At 37.7% G+C, this 16103-nt stretch carries 15 protein-coding genes; 2 read left to right on the top strand and 13 right to left on the bottom strand.

Translation table 11 applies throughout. From position 1 onward, the window contains the following. Window positions 1-74: 74 nt before the first annotated feature. From RRU92_RS02570 to RRU92_RS02525, 10 genes are all read right to left on the bottom strand, one after another. Complete coding sequence (locus RRU92_RS02570; RefSeq protein WP_315640287.1) at window positions 75-917, bottom strand: amino acid ABC transporter substrate-binding protein; 843 nt, start codon at window positions 915-917, stop codon at window positions 75-77. Between the two features lie 102 nt (window positions 918-1019). After that, the gene (locus tag RRU92_RS02565; protein WP_315640286.1) at window positions 1020-1343 is read right to left on the bottom strand and encodes an AzlD domain-containing protein; all 324 of its coding nucleotides are present in this window, start codon (window positions 1341-1343) and stop codon (window positions 1020-1022) included. Further along, entirely contained in the window at window positions 1333-2028 is a 696-nt protein-coding gene (locus RRU92_RS02560) for an AzlC family ABC transporter permease (protein WP_315640285.1), read from the bottom strand. Before RRU92_RS02560 ends, RRU92_RS02565 begins: the two co-directional genes overlap by 11 nt. A 158-nt stretch (window positions 2029-2186) precedes the next feature. Continuing rightward, window positions 2187-3413: an MFS transporter gene (locus tag RRU92_RS02555; protein ID WP_315640284.1), complete on the bottom strand. Its 1227-nt coding sequence runs from the start codon at window positions 3411-3413 to the stop codon at window positions 2187-2189. Beyond that, the gene (locus RRU92_RS02550; RefSeq protein WP_315640283.1) at window positions 3410-5926 is read right to left on the bottom strand and encodes a lanthionine synthetase LanC family protein; all 2517 of its coding nucleotides are present in this window, start codon (window positions 5924-5926) and stop codon (window positions 3410-3412) included. The genes RRU92_RS02555 and RRU92_RS02550 overlap by 4 nt, the downstream gene beginning before the upstream one ends. A 464-nt stretch (window positions 5927-6390) precedes the next feature. Further along, window positions 6391-7254, bottom strand: coding sequence for an XRE/MutR family transcriptional regulator (locus RRU92_RS02545; protein ID WP_315640282.1), 864 nt, complete (start codon window positions 7252-7254; stop codon window positions 6391-6393). Window positions 7255-7357: 103 nt separating this feature from the next. Then, complete coding sequence (tsaD, locus tag RRU92_RS02540; protein ID WP_315640281.1) at window positions 7358-8368, bottom strand: tRNA (adenosine(37)-N6)-threonylcarbamoyltransferase complex transferase subunit TsaD; 1011 nt, start codon at window positions 8366-8368, stop codon at window positions 7358-7360. Next, a complete protein-coding gene (gene rimI / locus RRU92_RS02535) occupies window positions 8358-8795 on the bottom strand; it encodes a ribosomal protein S18-alanine N-acetyltransferase (protein ID WP_315640280.1) in 438 nt (145 codons plus the stop codon). The genes tsaD and rimI overlap by 11 nt, the downstream gene beginning before the upstream one ends. Next, complete coding sequence (gene tsaB / locus RRU92_RS02530) at window positions 8792-9475, bottom strand: tRNA (adenosine(37)-N6)-threonylcarbamoyltransferase complex dimerization subunit type 1 TsaB (RefSeq protein WP_315640279.1); 684 nt, start codon at window positions 9473-9475, stop codon at window positions 8792-8794. The genes rimI and tsaB overlap by 4 nt, the downstream gene beginning before the upstream one ends. Before the next feature lie 110 nt (window positions 9476-9585). Beyond that, entirely contained in the window at window positions 9586-9792 is a 207-nt protein-coding gene (locus RRU92_RS02525; protein WP_315640277.1) for a hypothetical protein, read from the bottom strand. 399 nt (window positions 9793-10191) lie between these two features. On the opposite strand from RRU92_RS02525, the gene RRU92_RS02520 reads away from it, so the two are divergent. Beyond that, window positions 10192-10425: a DNA-dependent RNA polymerase subunit epsilon gene (locus tag RRU92_RS02520; protein ID WP_315640276.1), complete on the top strand. Its 234-nt coding sequence runs from the start codon at window positions 10192-10194 to the stop codon at window positions 10423-10425. A gap of 1 nt (window position 10426) precedes the next feature. Further along, the gene (gene rnjA / locus RRU92_RS02515; protein ID WP_000331998.1) at window positions 10427-12106 is read left to right on the top strand and encodes a ribonuclease J1; all 1680 of its coding nucleotides are present in this window, start codon (window positions 10427-10429) and stop codon (window positions 12104-12106) included. Between the two features lie 105 nt (window positions 12107-12211). On the opposite strand, the gene RRU92_RS02510 is transcribed toward rnjA, so the two are convergent. The 3 genes from RRU92_RS02510 to RRU92_RS02500 all read right to left on the bottom strand — a co-directional run bounded on the left by RRU92_RS02510 (window position 12212) and on the right by RRU92_RS02500 (window position 16043). Then, window positions 12212-13090: a glycosyltransferase family 2 protein gene (locus RRU92_RS02510; protein ID WP_315640899.1), complete on the bottom strand. Its 879-nt coding sequence runs from the start codon at window positions 13088-13090 to the stop codon at window positions 12212-12214. A gap of 237 nt (window positions 13091-13327) precedes the next feature. Continuing rightward, entirely contained in the window at window positions 13328-14548 is a 1221-nt protein-coding gene (locus RRU92_RS02505) for a hypothetical protein (RefSeq protein WP_315640275.1), read from the bottom strand. Between the two features lie 7 nt (window positions 14549-14555). After that, window positions 14556-16043: a glycosyltransferase gene (locus RRU92_RS02500; protein WP_075232298.1), complete on the bottom strand. Its 1488-nt coding sequence runs from the start codon at window positions 16041-16043 to the stop codon at window positions 14556-14558. Window positions 16044-16103: the final 60 nt, after the last annotated feature.

Raw genomic sequence — 16103 nt, 5'->3', positions numbered from 1 at the left:
GACCTATAGTTTGAAACTATATACCTACAGAATGGAAAATCATCCATCTACCAGAGAATGGATGATTTAAAAATTTATTTAATATCAGCTTCTGCTGGAAGGTAAGAACCACCAAAGAATTGTTGAGATAATTTTTCAAGAGTTCCGTCTTTGTATAGTTCTTGGATGCGTTTGTCAACAAATGATTTCAATTCATCTTGACCTTTTGCAAGAAGTGGGTAAACGTAAGGTTGTTGGTCGCTTGGAAGTTCGATGACTTTCAAGTTATCCAAACCTTGGTTTTTGATAACTGTTTCTACACCGATTTTATCAAAAATCTTGTAGTCGAATTGTCCGTCGCTCAAACGTCCCATGATTTGTTGGAAGTCAGCTTTTGTGTAGTTTAGGACAGTTGGGTTATCTGCGTGTTGTTTGTTGTATTCTTCCAATTGTTTAGCTGATGTTGTTCCTTGAACGACTTCAGTAGATTTTCCACCGATATCATCAAGCGACTTGATACTGTTATCATCTTTCTTAACTACGAGAACATTAGGGTTTTTAGCAGTTGGTGCTGCGTAAAGATACTTTTCTGCACGTTCTTTAGTGTAGCTGATGTTGTTAACAGCCATTTGGTAACGATCAGCATCAAGACCTGCAAAGATACCTGACCATTCTGTCTTTTCAAACTTGACAGTATACTTGTCTGAGTCTTTAAAGATGGCGCGAACGACCTCAATCTCAAAACCAGTCAACTCTCCGTTTTCTTCATAGTTAAATGGTTTTGGTGATGCGTTAGTTGCTACGACAATTTCTTTCTTATCAGATGTTGCTTCACCAGATGCTGCATCTTTCTTTTCACCACCTGAGCAAGCTGCCAATACACCTGCGGCTACAAGCCCTAGGGTAGCAAGTGATGAATACTTAACGATTTTTTTCATGATATTTCCTCCAAAATAGAATACAATCTTATCTTAACAGAAAAAAAGGAATTACGCTATTATATGATTTCTATATTTGTGATAGGTTTTCTTTATGGCTGATTAAAAGACCAAACGTAGGACTGCTATCAAGACCACCCCAAAGAGAACAGTCCCTACCAGATTGCGATAGCGAAAGGCTACAAAAGCCGTTGGAAAGACTGCTAAAAAGTCTAACCACTTTATCTGCGGGAAACTTCCAACTTTTCCTGTCACCACGCTTGATAAAATCAAGGCAAAGATAATAGAAACTGGTAGAAATTTCAAAAAGCGCTCTACGATAGGCGGCAGACCCTTGTACTTGGCTAGGATGAAAGGAATCATTCTTGGAATCCAAGTCACCAAGCCAGAAAAGACAATTGCTAATAAAATATACTTACTGATCATCCAAGACCACCCCCATGGTACAACCTAGCAAGGTCGCAAACAAGACAGCTAATGACTGAGACACCACCGTCAAGAGCAAAAAGAAAGATACAGCTACAACTGCTAAAATTATGAAGAGATTGCGCAAAGGAATCCGTTTTTGCATAATCTGAAACTGGGAAGTAAAAATTCCAATAAACATCCCCACTAGGGCAAAATCTAAGCCAAAAATTTCTGGATTTGGTAGAAGTCCACCTAGAGCAGTTCCGACAACAGTTCCGAAAAACCAAGCTACATAGCTGTTAAGGTTGTTCCCGTGCATCCACATGGGGTTAACCTTATCCGTATGCACCAACTCGCCCATCAAAACGCCATAGGTCTCATCGGTCAAGAGGCTGGACATACCGATATTGTGCCAAAGACTGGTATGGCGAAAATAGGTCGATGCATGCAAACTCAGCAAGAAGAGACGCAGATTAATCAAAAAGACCGTCATCGCAATAGCAGCTACTGGAGCTTGAACTGCAATCAAAGCTATCATGGCAAACTGAGCGCTCCCAGCATAAACAAAGAGACTCATCAGACCCATTTCTAGTGGTGTCACATAGGGCGAACCGATAATCCCACAAGCAAGGCCAATGCTGACATATCCCAGAGCAGTCGGCACCGCAGCCTGCACACCTTCCCAAAATCCTTTTTCTTTCATAGATTTCCTCACTAATCATTCCTTCAGCAACTGCTTTCCAAACAGTCACAGCAAACATCATTATAACATATTCGTGAAATAGAAAAAAGTCTGCTGACTGACAAGAACAGAAAAAGACTGGGAGGCCAGTCTCAAACATATATTATACAAATTCTCCGTTAAATACTTTCACGAATATTCAAGAGCATGACAAAGGCAACTAGAAGGAATAGCAATAAAACAAGGCTAACTGCCAGAGTTCCAAAGCTAGTAGCAATGGTTACCAAAGCTATTGTAAATAAGCTAGGTAAAACAACCGTAATGGCGCCGATAGAGGATTGAACTGCTCCCATTGACTCCTCAGGTATTTGTTTAAAAACGAGTTCCTGTAGTCGAGGAGAGAGAACACCTGCGAAAAAGGCGTCCAAAGCACTAAAGATGAGAATCCAGTCAAAACGAACTGTGGCAAATCCTACTAGAAGAAGCAACTGGATGACAAGCGAGGCATAGAGGGCTGTTTTTATAGCAATCGTATTTTTCAGATAGGCACTTACAAGGCTTCCGACAATAAGGGCTGCTAATTCAAGAGTGGATAGCAAGGCAAGAGATTGACCTGTTTGTAAATTCAAAAAGGGCTGATTCCTCAAAAACAGAGTAGAAACAGGAACTGTAACATTTATCACTGCTTGACTAATAGAGATAATAAACAAAACCAAGAGCACATGATTCATATTCCATATCAATTTCGATGACTGGACCAAATGCTGGCAAAAGGATTTTACAGAGAGTCCTTCTTGATAGCTAATCGTTTTTTCTACTTTCAAGAGATCATTTTTTATGAATAGGATACCTAAAAATGCGATTAAAAAGGTAAGAGCGTTCAGTAAGGAAATAAACTGGATGGATAGAATACCTAATAAGACTCCTCCTAAAATATTACTGATTGTTTTCACTAAACTAACAGTTGACTGTTTAAATCCAATAGCTTCTGCCAGATGGTCTTCTCCAATAATTCTAATGAAAATCGGAGTGAGCATGGCGCCTGAAAAATAACTCAATGTGTCAGACAAGAGGTTAATCAGACAAATAAATGCTACTAATAACAAGGAAAAGGACTGCCCTGAAAGCGATAGGGACACTATAGAGTAAAGCAAAAATTTTGCAAAACTAATAATTGTATATTTTAGGACACGATGATGTTGAAAATCCGCTAAAACTCCCAGAAAGATTTGTAGAACTTGAGGAAGGGTTTCTGAAATCGTAATGAGTAAAATCGCCAAAGGGGCAAAAGATGCATCTGCCACATAATTCAAAAAGGCCAGATAAAAAATCGTATCCCCAACCGTTGAGATCCACTGGTTGATGGTTAATTGCCTAAAATCTCTATTTTGAAGAAATACTTTCATCGTAACTCCTTTTTAAATTCAAATGGGAATCTTTCCCCAAGGATAGACCAATAAATCCCTAGATTTCCGATACCAAAATCAAATAATGTATCTGAACTTTCTTCACATTCAAATACCAAAATACCATTTTTATCTCTTTTGGATCTACTTAATAAAATCTCAATCACATTCTCACGTAAATTTAATTTATCCTGATAGTTTAGAGTTTGCAACAAACTGGATAAACCATGACAATAACAACTTGACTGGATAAGATTGAATTTAAAAGCAAGTTGTTGAAACCTTGAAATTATTTTTGAATACCTTTTATCATATAATAACTCAAAATAAAGTAAGATTCCTGAAGTTCCTTCGCACCACGATAGTTCTAAATTTGTAGGAGTTGCATTTAGTCTACTATATTCATTTTCTAACAAATTTTCTAACAGATTATTGAATACCTTAATACTATTTTCGTAAGCTGCCTTAAATTCAAATTCCGAATTATAAATTGAAATTACGTATGCAATCCCAGCTAGACCATGTGCAAAATTACATTCTTTTAAACTATTAACATTTCGTATCTCATCTACAAAATATGAATATAACTCCTCTATTTTTTCTCTAATAAATTTCATACTATCGACATCATTGAAATTTATACAGTATTTCATAAGACTCAATAAAATACCTGACTTTCCTAAAGCAAAGTCAAATACTTCAACTTTTTGATAACTACTCATCAAGTCTTTATAAATATCTCTAATTTTATCTATGATCAATTCTCTACTTGGATTGTTGCTGGTAATTTTTTTATAGAACTCTAATAATACCCAAAGATATCCGGAAGAACCAAATAAAATTGAACAACCATTTAAATACACATTTCCTTTATTTTGATTTCCTTCAGATATAAGCCACTCGATAATTCTACCATTATCATAAATGTCTCTCATGTGTGATAAATAAAACAAATATCCTGATAAGCCATGTTGAAACGATACTGGACTAACAAATTCTCCAAATTCATTTGACTTTAGTATCCTGCTTTCTCTATTCATATTTAATGAAAGAAGATAGTTAATAAGCTTTTCATTTTCAATTTGAAAATCGAATGAGGAATCAACTTTCTTTAAATGAAAATCTATATTTTTATCTTCAAAATCGTTTATATACTTCATCTTCTCGAATCGGTCTAACTTCTCTTGTTCACTTAAATTCAATAAATACATCAACCAGTTAAATTGCGATTTAGTTATGTTACCAATTTCTTTCTCAATATACATACAAGACTTGATTTTATCTAAAGCAGTTATATTTAATAAGACGTCCTCTCCTTCAAATAGTAAAACATGCTCGCGCATAATGGCAAAACTCAACATTGCAAGTGCAAAATAATCCTGTTGAATAGTACAGATTTTTGAGGAACAATCAGTATTTATCATGAATTTTGTAGCAGCTCTTCTAACAGTATTATTTTTGTTTGTAAAATTTTCTAAGTCTATTAACCTAACACGACCAAAATCATCCAATATAAAGTTTGTTGGAGAAATATCCACTGCTAAATATCCCTCAGCATGAATATCATTAATAATATCAATTATATTATTAATGATTACATTTTTTTCGATATCAATATTTTTTAAATCAAAAAAATTATATCCTGGTATAAACTTCTGTACTACGAAGTAATCTTCATTGACATAAAACTCTTCAATTAAATCTGTTGTATAGGACTTGTCCTGAAATACTTTTAAATTTTCTGCTTCACTCTTTAATTCATCAATTGCAGAGAAACCATCATTCCAACTATAAACATATGGCCGTGCGTGTTTTATTATCACTTTCTGATTACTACTTTTTTCTATAGCTCTGTAAACATTTCCTCTATTGGATTTTTTTAGAATACACTCGATATTATAGTGATTTAAAGGGTGATTCTCTGGGATTTCCGGGGAGGGTTTAAATAATTTATTTTTTTCCATATCAGTAAATAAATCCTTAACCCCTTCTGGCAAATATGGATAACTTAATCTCAGATCTTCTACTAATTCTCCTCTACTATTTTTCATCATGTAGACAATTTTATTTTCAGAAAAATTGTAATTTTTAATTGCTTTAAACGCACCATATCTATAATGTATTGGAGAATACTCACCACATTGAAAATCTGATAAAATCCTTGGAGCTTTATATTTTTCTAACTTTTCTTTTAGATTTAATATTATTCGTTTGGCCTGCTTCCTACTAGACGGATATATAGTGATAAACTTATTTGCAGTAGGAGAAACTTCCCTAGGAGAATTTAATTTTTTTAACTCATCCAAACAATCTAGAACTTTGTAGTTACATCTTTCCTTTTCCAGCTCTTGTGCAACAATATAAAAAATATTACAAGCGTCTTTTAGTTGACTGCTTACATGAAGTTTCCATCCCTGTGTAAGTTTATTGTTACTATACTTCACAAATAACCATCCATTTTTATGGTAAGTATCAACTTGTATTTTATTCAGCATTGTTTGTAATCTATCCATAAATATAATAAATACATTATCTCTGAAATGAAATTAAGGATAGTTAATTAGTAATCAACTATCCTTAATTTTAACCAGTTATTCTTAAAGAGCAGTAAATGAGCAAGTCCACTTACAAACTTCGCGTGATACAGTAATTACTGGCTCTTCAGGTAACAATTCAAGTTCCATTAGATTATGCATTTCTTTTCTCCTTGATTATTTTTTTGTAAACCACTTCTGCGACCTAGGATTTGCTTCAAATGATTTACAAGGTTAGTATAACACGGAAATTGGCTTATTTTAGAAAATCGCATATTTGATATTTTTTCTTATAGAAATTTCAGATTTGCGATTTTGGTGAATTTGATTACTTCCCTGGTATAATAAAGTTACTACTAATGAGGAGTGGAGAAATATGAAGAAACAAATTTTAACATTATTGACAATCGTTGCTGAGATTATTATTATTTTGCCATTTCTAACTAATCGATAAGCTCTTTATATTGCTGTAAACGTAATTCAAAAATGGCTGTTAATTGTGGGTTTTCTAATATTTGCAGAGATTGGATAAAGTGTTCAATCTCTTTTTGATTACTTCCCTTAGTTTGAAGGAAAATGCTCATCTTCTTTAAAAACTGCCACAATAATTTCTCAAAAACATCGTATGGACGGAGCATACTCTTCAGCTCGGCTTCAAAGGTTGGGATATAAGAAAAAAGTTTGCGCTCCATGAGCTCTGAGATGATATTTAACAGCCCTTGTTTCATATACAATCGATTGTGTACTAACTCTTTAAATTCCTTGGATTTTTCAAGTAAAGAGGTTGATAAAAAGATTAGATCTTGGTTGCTCAAGAAGGGCATGGTATTGCAAAAAAGATAGAGTTCAAACCAGGTCCAAGACTCGATAGCATAGAGGTAGCTAGTCAAAAACTCACTATCCTCTTCTTCTAGCGGATAGTTTTTATCCAAGGAATGGATAGCATCTTTTATCACAATAGCATTCAAACGACGATAGGTCTGCGCCATCTGTTCTTGCTCGACTTCCTCTAATAGTTTCTCTAAGCCAGCTATATCTTGATGGGTAAAACGATTTACAATCTTTCGACCGATTCGCATATGTGGGGATTCCTGGTAATTATTAAGCTTGTGTCCAAACTCGTCGAAGGTCACATTTATCCCTTGGATAGCTAGGATCAGTTTATCCGCAGACAACATGGACTGCCCTAGTTCAAACTTGGATAGCTGGGATGCTGTCAGTCCATCACAAGCTACATCTGACTGCTTGAGTTTTCTAGCCAATCGCAATTCCTTATAAAATTCTCCTAATTCCATTCTCTCAATCATCTGACCACCTCCTAATTTTTACATATTATATCATCATTTTTACGGTTGTGTCAAAATATTCTGACATTTTCCGGAGTTAAAAAGCCAGCTTCAAGCTGACTTTCTATTCTATAGTTTCAAAAGCGAGACTTGGTTTGGCGTTTAGCTCCAAGCCTGCAAAGTTTTCTTTGTTCCACTCGCTGACGCTGGCATAGGCAATCATACCTGCATTGTCTCCACAGAGGCGCAGAGGTGGAATGATAACCTTGACATCGGTGATTTCAGCCGCCAAACGTTCTCTAAGACCTTTATTAGCTGCCACACCACCAGCCACGACTAGGGTTTTAACAGGATATTTCTCTAAAGCCTTCTTGGTTTTTGCCATAAGAATATCCATAACTGCTGCTTGGAAGGAAGCAGACAGGTCTTCCTTGGACAAGCTTTCTCCCTTTTGCTCGGCATTGTGGTGAAGATTGATAAAGGCAGATTTTAAACCTGAAAATGAAAACTCCAGATTATCCTCCTTAATCATGGCACGAGGGAAATCATAAATATCTTGCCCTTGATGAGCCAACTCATCAATCTCCCGACCTGCTGGATAGGTCAAGCCCATGACACGACCGACCTTGTCATAGGCTTCACCAACCGCATCATCTCGGGTTTCACCAATAATCTTGTAATCACCAGCCTCAGAAACATAGACCAACTCTGTGTGCCCACCACTGACTAGAAGAGCCAGCAAGGGGAACTCCAAAGTCTCGACACTTTGAGCTGCCATGAGGTGACCAGCCATGTGGTTAACGGGAATCAGTGGAAGTCCGTGAGCCCAAGCAAAGGCCTTGGCAGCTGACAAACCAACTAGCAAGGCTCCGACCAAGCCTGGTCCGTAGGTAACAGCAACAGCTATCACATCTTCTTCGCTAATTCCTGCTTCTGCTAGCGCCTCCTCGATACAGGCTGTGATGACTTCGACATGGTGACGACTAGCTACTTCTGGTACTACGCCCCCAAAACGTTTGTGACTCTCAATCTGACTAGCAATGACATTGGACAAGAGCTGGTCATCGTTTTTTAAGACGGCGACACTGGTCTCATCGCAGGATGTCTCAAATGCTAAAATATATCTATCCTTCATCTATTTCTCTCTTCATGATAATGGCGTCCTCGACTGGTTCATGGTAGTAGGCCTTTCTCTCAGCGATGACCGCCATTTTTTCTTTCTTGTAAAATGCTTGCGCTCGTTGGTTTGACTTTCTGACTTCGAGAAAAATCTCCTTATCCGTCGGCAATTGAGCAAACAAGGCTGACGCAATCCCCTGACCCTGATAGGCTTTTTTGACAGCGATTTGCAGGACTTCTGCTTCAAAGAGATTCTCCTGAACAGCTAAAAAACCTATCACTTCTTCCCCATCATAAGCTAGAGCATACCAAGTCTGGTCTTGAGACAGGTCTGCTTGGATTTGTTCCAGAGTCCAAGGACTAACTGGATAAACATCTGCCATAACAGCATAGATGGCTTGGGCCAAGTCAGGTCGCTGTTGGATTCGTTTGATCTCTATCATAGGCGTTTAATGTAAGACTCGCCAGACTCGGTGTGATTCTTGAGCCAGTTTTCCTCAGCTTCGACACGCTTAAGGTAATTCGGCACAAAATCATGCAAGGAGTCTGCTTCCTTGTCCCAGGCCCAAAGAGCAAGATTAGCTGCATTTGGCAGGGTTTCTTGGTAGTTGGCATGTGGCAATTGTTCTTGGATTTGATCCACAAAGGCTCCAACTTCTCCGACAAAGGTTACCTGCTCAGCATCCTTGACTTTTTCTAACACCTCTTCAAAAGATAGGTGCGCTTCTGGAAAGACTGGCTGGGCATTTTCATAAAATCCTGCATACACATTGTTACGGCGTGCGTCCATCAATGGGACAACCAAACCTTCCTGCTGGCTCTGCACCAGGGCTAAAAGGCTAGACATCCCAACTAACTCGATGTTCAGAGTATGAGCCAAAGTCTTGGCAGTCGCTACTGCGATTCGCAAACCTGTGTAGCTACCTGGCCCCTCTGCCACTACGATTCGATCCAAATCCTTGGGTGTCAAATCCAAACTTGCCATCAAAAAATCGATAGCAGGCATCAGAGTGATACTGTGATTTTTCTTGATATTAATAGTCGTCTCGGCAAGAAGCTGCTTGTCCTCTAAAATAGCTAGAGAAAGAGCCTTGCTGGACGTATCAAAAGCTAATACTTTCATAACACATTCCTATCTTTTTGTCTGCTTACTATTATACTACAAAAGCTGACGCATGGGAATTTTCTTTGTCTTGAAACAAAAATGTCCTGCCAAATTGACAGGACAAGTACTTAAGTATTCAAGCCAAAGTAAAATACAAACCAGACCACATAGGTTACAAGAAGGAGGAAAATAGAATACAGTGTTACAAAGAGAATTTTCCAGTGTAAAGCTATTTTTCTATATTCCAGCCGAACAAATAGTAGATTGCCACCATAAACACAGGCAACAAAAACAGCAAATACCAAGAGACGAATCGCGATAGCTAGTTGAAACATAGAGAGCCTCCTTTCTCCAATTCTAAAGGCAAATATTTCAAAATCATCATCTAACGAAAAGGATCACAAACAGTTGTAGCAGTATGTAGAATTTCCATCCAAATAGGTGAAACATAAAATCAAGCATAGCTAGTCCTCCTTAATCAAGAAAAACCTCTTTTCTAACTTTATTATAGCACTTGCATCTGATGGCTTCAAATACTTATACAAGGTAAAATGAAACCCATTTCAAGCTCCTTACTTTCATGTTTCCTGCTTTTACTAATTCCCCTTTTTATGTTATAATTGAGATAATTGTAACGAATCAAGGTCAATAAAGACAAAAAATGAACTGGAATCAAACCAGCTTCAAACTGAGCATTTTTGAATATAGCTGACCTGAAAGCAGAAAGGAAACATATGATTTACAAAGTTTTTTATCAAGAAACAAAAGACCGTAGCCCACGTCGTGAAACAACACGCTCACTCTACTTGGACATCGATGCTAATTCAGAACTTGAAGGACGTATCGCTGCCCGCCAGCTTGTCGAAGAAAATCGTCCAGAATATAATATCGAGTATATCGAACTCTTGTCTGACAAATTGCTAGACTACGAAAAAGAAACTGGCGCATTCGAAATTACGGAGTTCTAATATGGCCTACACTCTTAAACCAGAAGAAGTCGGCGTTTTTGCCATTGGTGGTCTAGGAGAAATCGGAAAAAACACATATGGTATCGAATATCAAGACGAAATCATCATCGTTGATGCAGGGATTAAATTCCCAGAAGATGACTTGCTTGGTATCGACTACGTTATCCCTGATTACTCTTACATTGTCGAAAATATCGACCGCGTCAAGGCTCTCTTGATTACACACGGACACGAGGACCATATTGGTGGGATTCCTTTCTTGCTCAAGCAAGCAAATATCCCTATCTATGCAGGTCCACTGGCTCTTGCCTTAATCCGTGGCAAACTCGAAGAGCATGGACTTTTGCGCAATGCTACACTTCACGAAATCAACCACAACACGGAGTTGACCTTTAAAAATCTTAAAGCAACTTTCTTTAGAACAACCCACTCGATTCCAGAGCCATTGGGAATCGTCATCCATACACCTCAAGGGAAAATCGTTTGTACGGGAGACTTCAAGTTTGACTTTACACCAGTTGGGGAACCTGCAGACTTGCACCGTATGGCAGCCCTAGGTGAAGACGGAGTGCTTTGCTTACTCTCTGACTCGACCAATGCTGAAGTGCCAACCTTTACAAACTCTGAAAAGGTTGTCGGCCAGTCAATCATGAAGATCATCCAAGGTATCGAGGGACGTATCATCTTTGCATCCTTTGCCTCAAATATCTTCCGTCTCCAACAAGCAACGGAAGCTGCTGTTAAGACTGGGCGTAAAATCGCTGTCTTTGGTCGTTCTATGGAAAAGGCCATTGTCAACGGAATTGAGCTTGGTTACATAAAAGCTCCTAAGGGAACCTTTATCGAGCCAAATGAAATCAAAGACTACCCTGCAGGAGAAATTCTGATCCTCTGTACAGGTAGTCAAGGCGAGCCTATGGCAGCCCTCTCTCGTATCGCCAACGGAACCCACCGTCAAGTGCAACTCCAACCTGGCGATACTGTTATCTTCTCATCTAGTCCAATTCCAGGAAACACCACTAGCGTTAACAAATTGATTAACATCATTTCTGAAGCTGGTGTTGAAGTAATCCATGGTAAGATTAACAACATCCATACATCTGGACACGGTGGTCAGCAAGAGCAAAAACTTATGCTCCGCTTGATTAAGCCAAAATACTTCATGCCTGTTCACGGTGAATACCGCATGCAGAAAGTTCACGCTGGGCTAGCGGTGGATACTGGCGTAGAGAAGGACAATATCTTTATCATGAGCAATGGTGATGTGCTTGCCCTCACTGCAAATTCTGCCCGCATCGCTGGTCATTTCAACGCTCAGGATATCTATGTCGATGGAAATCGTATCGGTGAAATCGGCGCTGCTGTCCTCAAAGATCGTCGTGATTTATCTGAAGACGGTGTCGTTCTAGCTGTCGCAACCGTTGACTTCAAGTCTCAGATGATTCTATCTGGACCAGATATTCTCAGCCGTGGATTTGTCTACATGAGAGAGTCTGGCGACTTGATTCGCCAAAGCCAACGTATCCTTTTCAATGCTATTCGTATCGCATTGAAAAACAAAGATGCCAGCATCCAATCTGTCAATGGCGCCATCGTAAACGCTATTCGACCATTCCTTTACGAAAATACTGAACGTGAACCAATCATCATTCCGATGATTCTCACACCAGATGAAGAATAAGAAAAAATTCTCTGAAATCAAATGACTTCAGAGAATTTTTTTATTTTACAATAAGTTGTACTAATTATTTTTCTTTAATCAACTAGTCTATAAATCCTATCGCTCTCACCGACGCTTGGTCTCAATAGCTTTTTTCACCAAAATCTGTTGATAAGCTTCCATATCTCCGCGTTTCAATGATTCTTCTTCATGAATGGATAATCGCCATTTATAAGCCTGAATTTCCTTATCCAACAACTCCTGAGGTGCCCCAATCAGATTCAAAATAGTCAGACGCTCTTCAATACTCTTTAAAGGATAAACATCTGCAAGATTAACTGTTCTAGTCACACTTGTAGAGCGTTTTCTATGAATATAAATGGCTTTATTCATATAGGCTATCTTATCTGCTTGAAGGTAAACCTTATAGGTCGTATAATCGTCCTCTACCTTCTGATCCGTTGGATAGACAATGTCTTTGAAAAGCTCTGCTTTATAGAGTTTTGCCCACGGAACTGTAAAACATTGACTAAGATTATACTTTCCGTCATATTGATGATAGAACCAATCAAAAGGACTGTACACTTGTTCAAAATAGTTATCTGCACCTACATGGATTAAAAAACTCCCCTGATCTTCAATAAACTGAGTGAAATTACCAATTGTAATATCTGCATCCGTTTTTTTCAATAAATCATAAAGGCTTTGGATATGGTCTAACTCTAGCCAATCATCATTATCCACAAAGACAATGTAATCACCTGTCACAGCTTCCAAAGCACGATTGCGACTGGAAGCAACTCCTCCATTTGGCTTATGGTAAACTTTAACACGCGCATCTTGATTTTTATATCGTTGACAAATAGCTGCCGAACCATCTGTTGAACCATCATTGATTAAAATAACTTCAAGATTTTGATAAGTTTGTTGAAGAATGCTATCTAAACATTTTTCAAGATAAGCCTCTGACATATAAACAGGGACGATAACACTTATTTTTTCTATTTTTATTTCTTTCTTTACTCAATTTTTAGTCTAGTTTCTTCAAATATTTCTGAATCGATACAATCATATCCTCTTAGCCACAAACTCTTGATTATATTTCTCCATACTAAGTTGATGATTGAAATACAAATTGTCAGCAAGTGAAATACTAAGCTAAACGCTATATAGTTATTGTTATCTTTATCTAGGAAGATCTATTCTAAAGCTTTCACGACACTTCCCTTATTTATCCGTTATTTAAAAAAGTAACTTCAACTCTTCCCTGGTCACTAAGTACGGATTCATCTTTTGTTTATCATAAGCAGATTGATATTTTTCTGGATTTACAAGTTGAGATAATTCGTCAATCATCTCTGCTACACCATCCCTTGGAAACACATGGTCAGTAACATAAAACTCTGGTTGGTGACACGTGTCCTTAAAAGCATAAAGGACCATGCCATTTTCAAGAGCTGTACGGCTACCATCAAGTATTTCCTGCGCATGAGAAATATCCAGATAAATGCTACACGTTTGTAAAAGTTTCTCATATATCTCTCTAGACAGGCCTGGGTAGAGATGAACATTTGCATGACAATCCAAATCTAATAAACGCCCTCCCATTACTGTTAGCGCAGCAATATGAAATTCAAAATTCGGTAGGGCAGATACAAGGACTTCAATTTGCTCTAGTTCTTGCGTATCTGTCAAAATTAAAATATGCGGGCGAAACTCCCTAAAGGCCCCAAGAAACGTTGGTAGATAAATCAGGGGAAGATTCATATTGTCTGTCTTTAATTTCAAATCTCGAGTCAGTAGTTTCCCACAACGATCTTTTAAATACGAAATATCTTCGACAGATAACTCTTCTCTTATATAAAACATTATCTGATTAGATGAGAGGTTAGGCATATCCCTAAGCAAGTTTATATCTGATAATACTAAACAATCACATGTAGATAATTGTTTATCTAAAATCAGTTTTCTTGCTTCATCAATTGAAGAAAGGCCCTGTTCCCGACCGTTTGCTTCTCGATAAAGTGCACGATTATGAGATGAAAAAAGATAGAGTTGCTCTTGATTTTCCTGACCATAAATGTCTATCTCTTTTTTTCCACCACTCCAAATTTCTCTCTGAAAACAAGTTCCCGATAAATCATAATGATCTTTTGCACAACAAATACCTTTGTTATCATACCATTCGACTACCTCCACCATTTGTGGCCACTGAGGATAGCAGTAAATCTTCCCTTTTTTATTTCCTTCCGCTACGATATCACCTGTAGAAAGAACCTCCCAAAATCGAGGTAAGGGAAGTTGAGTCATGTGTAAGGGATTTGAACTTTCATGATTAGAAAAAAAACTAGTAAAAATATTGTTAATCGTTAATGATTTCAGATTCTTCCCCATAAGTTCTAAATCTTTTTTTAGGCGATCGTCATCTGAAGACCATTCCCTTGTCAGATAATAATACATCATTTCTTTTTTATTTCCATTCTCTAGTCAAAAATTCATACCATTGTTTTATTATGCGGTCTGATAAATATTCTTCAGCCAAGCGGTAAGATCCTTCCCTCAGCTGTTTGATTTGTTTGAAGGCTTTCTCTAAAGCTTTTGTTAAATCAACCACAATTTCCTCATCCGAACGAGCAGCAAAAGGAACTAAATAACCATTTTTACCCTCTTGAATAAAGGTCTGATTTCCATATGGTACATCTAAACCAACAAGAGCTTGTCCAGAACCAATTGCTTCTAATAAAGTTATACCAAAAGTTTCCCATTCCGAGGTAGCCAAATAAAGTTCATACTCTTTGAAACGGTTTGAAATTGTCTGATGCCCCTTAAGATGGATATAATTTTGTGCTCCTAGATTGGCAATCTCTGCTTCAATATCCTGCCATAGCATCCCTTGCCCATAGATATCTAAGTTGACGTCTGGAAAAATTTCATGAAAAGCAACGATGGCTTTGATTGCTAAGTCTAACCGTTTTCGGCGTTCAAACCGCACGGCAATCATCACAGAATAAGGTTTTCGTTCATCAGCTAATTGCAACTGTTCTAGGGCAGCTACTGGAAGAACGCGAACTTGACCAGTTTTCCCTAGTAATGCTAAATGTTTTTCCAATTCATCCTTCTGTGATTGCGTTGATACTAAAATATCATCAAATTCCTCGGCATATTGAAAAAGGTGATAGTATTCAGAATTGATCTGATCTCCCCAATAATGAATAGAGTGCACAACACAGGATAATCTTGCTTCTCCTTTTAAACGTAAAAGAGGTGATGTGAAGGGAAGATTCTCTAGACGATCAATAAATACATGATCCTCTTTACTAAACTGCAACTCTGATAAGGCTCGCTCTAAAAATTCAGACTCACTATAGAACCACTCCGATCCACACCGATAAACTGCTTCAGTATCCTCACCTGGTTCTTTCTTAATCTCTTCAAAGGCTATGGAACCATCTCTATTATGAAACAGTCGGCGAACAACTCTAGCTACTATACCAAATCCAGCATCCACTGCTGTAAAAAATTCTGTGAACAGCTTTTTCTTACCATAATGTTCTCTACGAAGTAAACGACCAAATACATAATAATCTACATAATCCACATAATCCGGTTTTAGACTGTTTTTATGTAGAATGGTAGTCACACCATCTTGTTCTTGAAAAATCACTTCACAATTATTTTCCTTATATTCAGCAGTCAGGTGTAAGAGCTGCTTCATATCATCTATACGGATCCCCAAGCTCATATCACGCTGATCTGTCAACAACATATGTGCTAATAGGATTTCTTCCTCAAGATGACCCAAAGAAAGGTAATAGTCCCATTTAAATCGAGGAGGGACCTGTGTAAAAACAAAACTGGCAGGAAGGTCCAAGTCGCGAAAAACCTTCCCACGATATGCTTGAGCAACATCTACACCATTTGGTTCTAAACCCACCATAAGATTAAAAGTGTAAAGCATTCTTTAACTCCAAACTAAACTCTAATCACAAGCATCAAAGCATGGACTCCATAAAAGAAG

This window comes from Streptococcus sp. DTU_2020_1001019_1_SI_AUS_MUR_006 (assembly GCF_032340315.1).
Lineage (GTDB): Bacteria > Bacillota > Bacilli > Lactobacillales > Streptococcaceae > Streptococcus.
The sequence above is the reverse complement of the archived record's forward strand: the minus strand, read 5'-3'. Positions and strand labels throughout refer to the sequence as shown.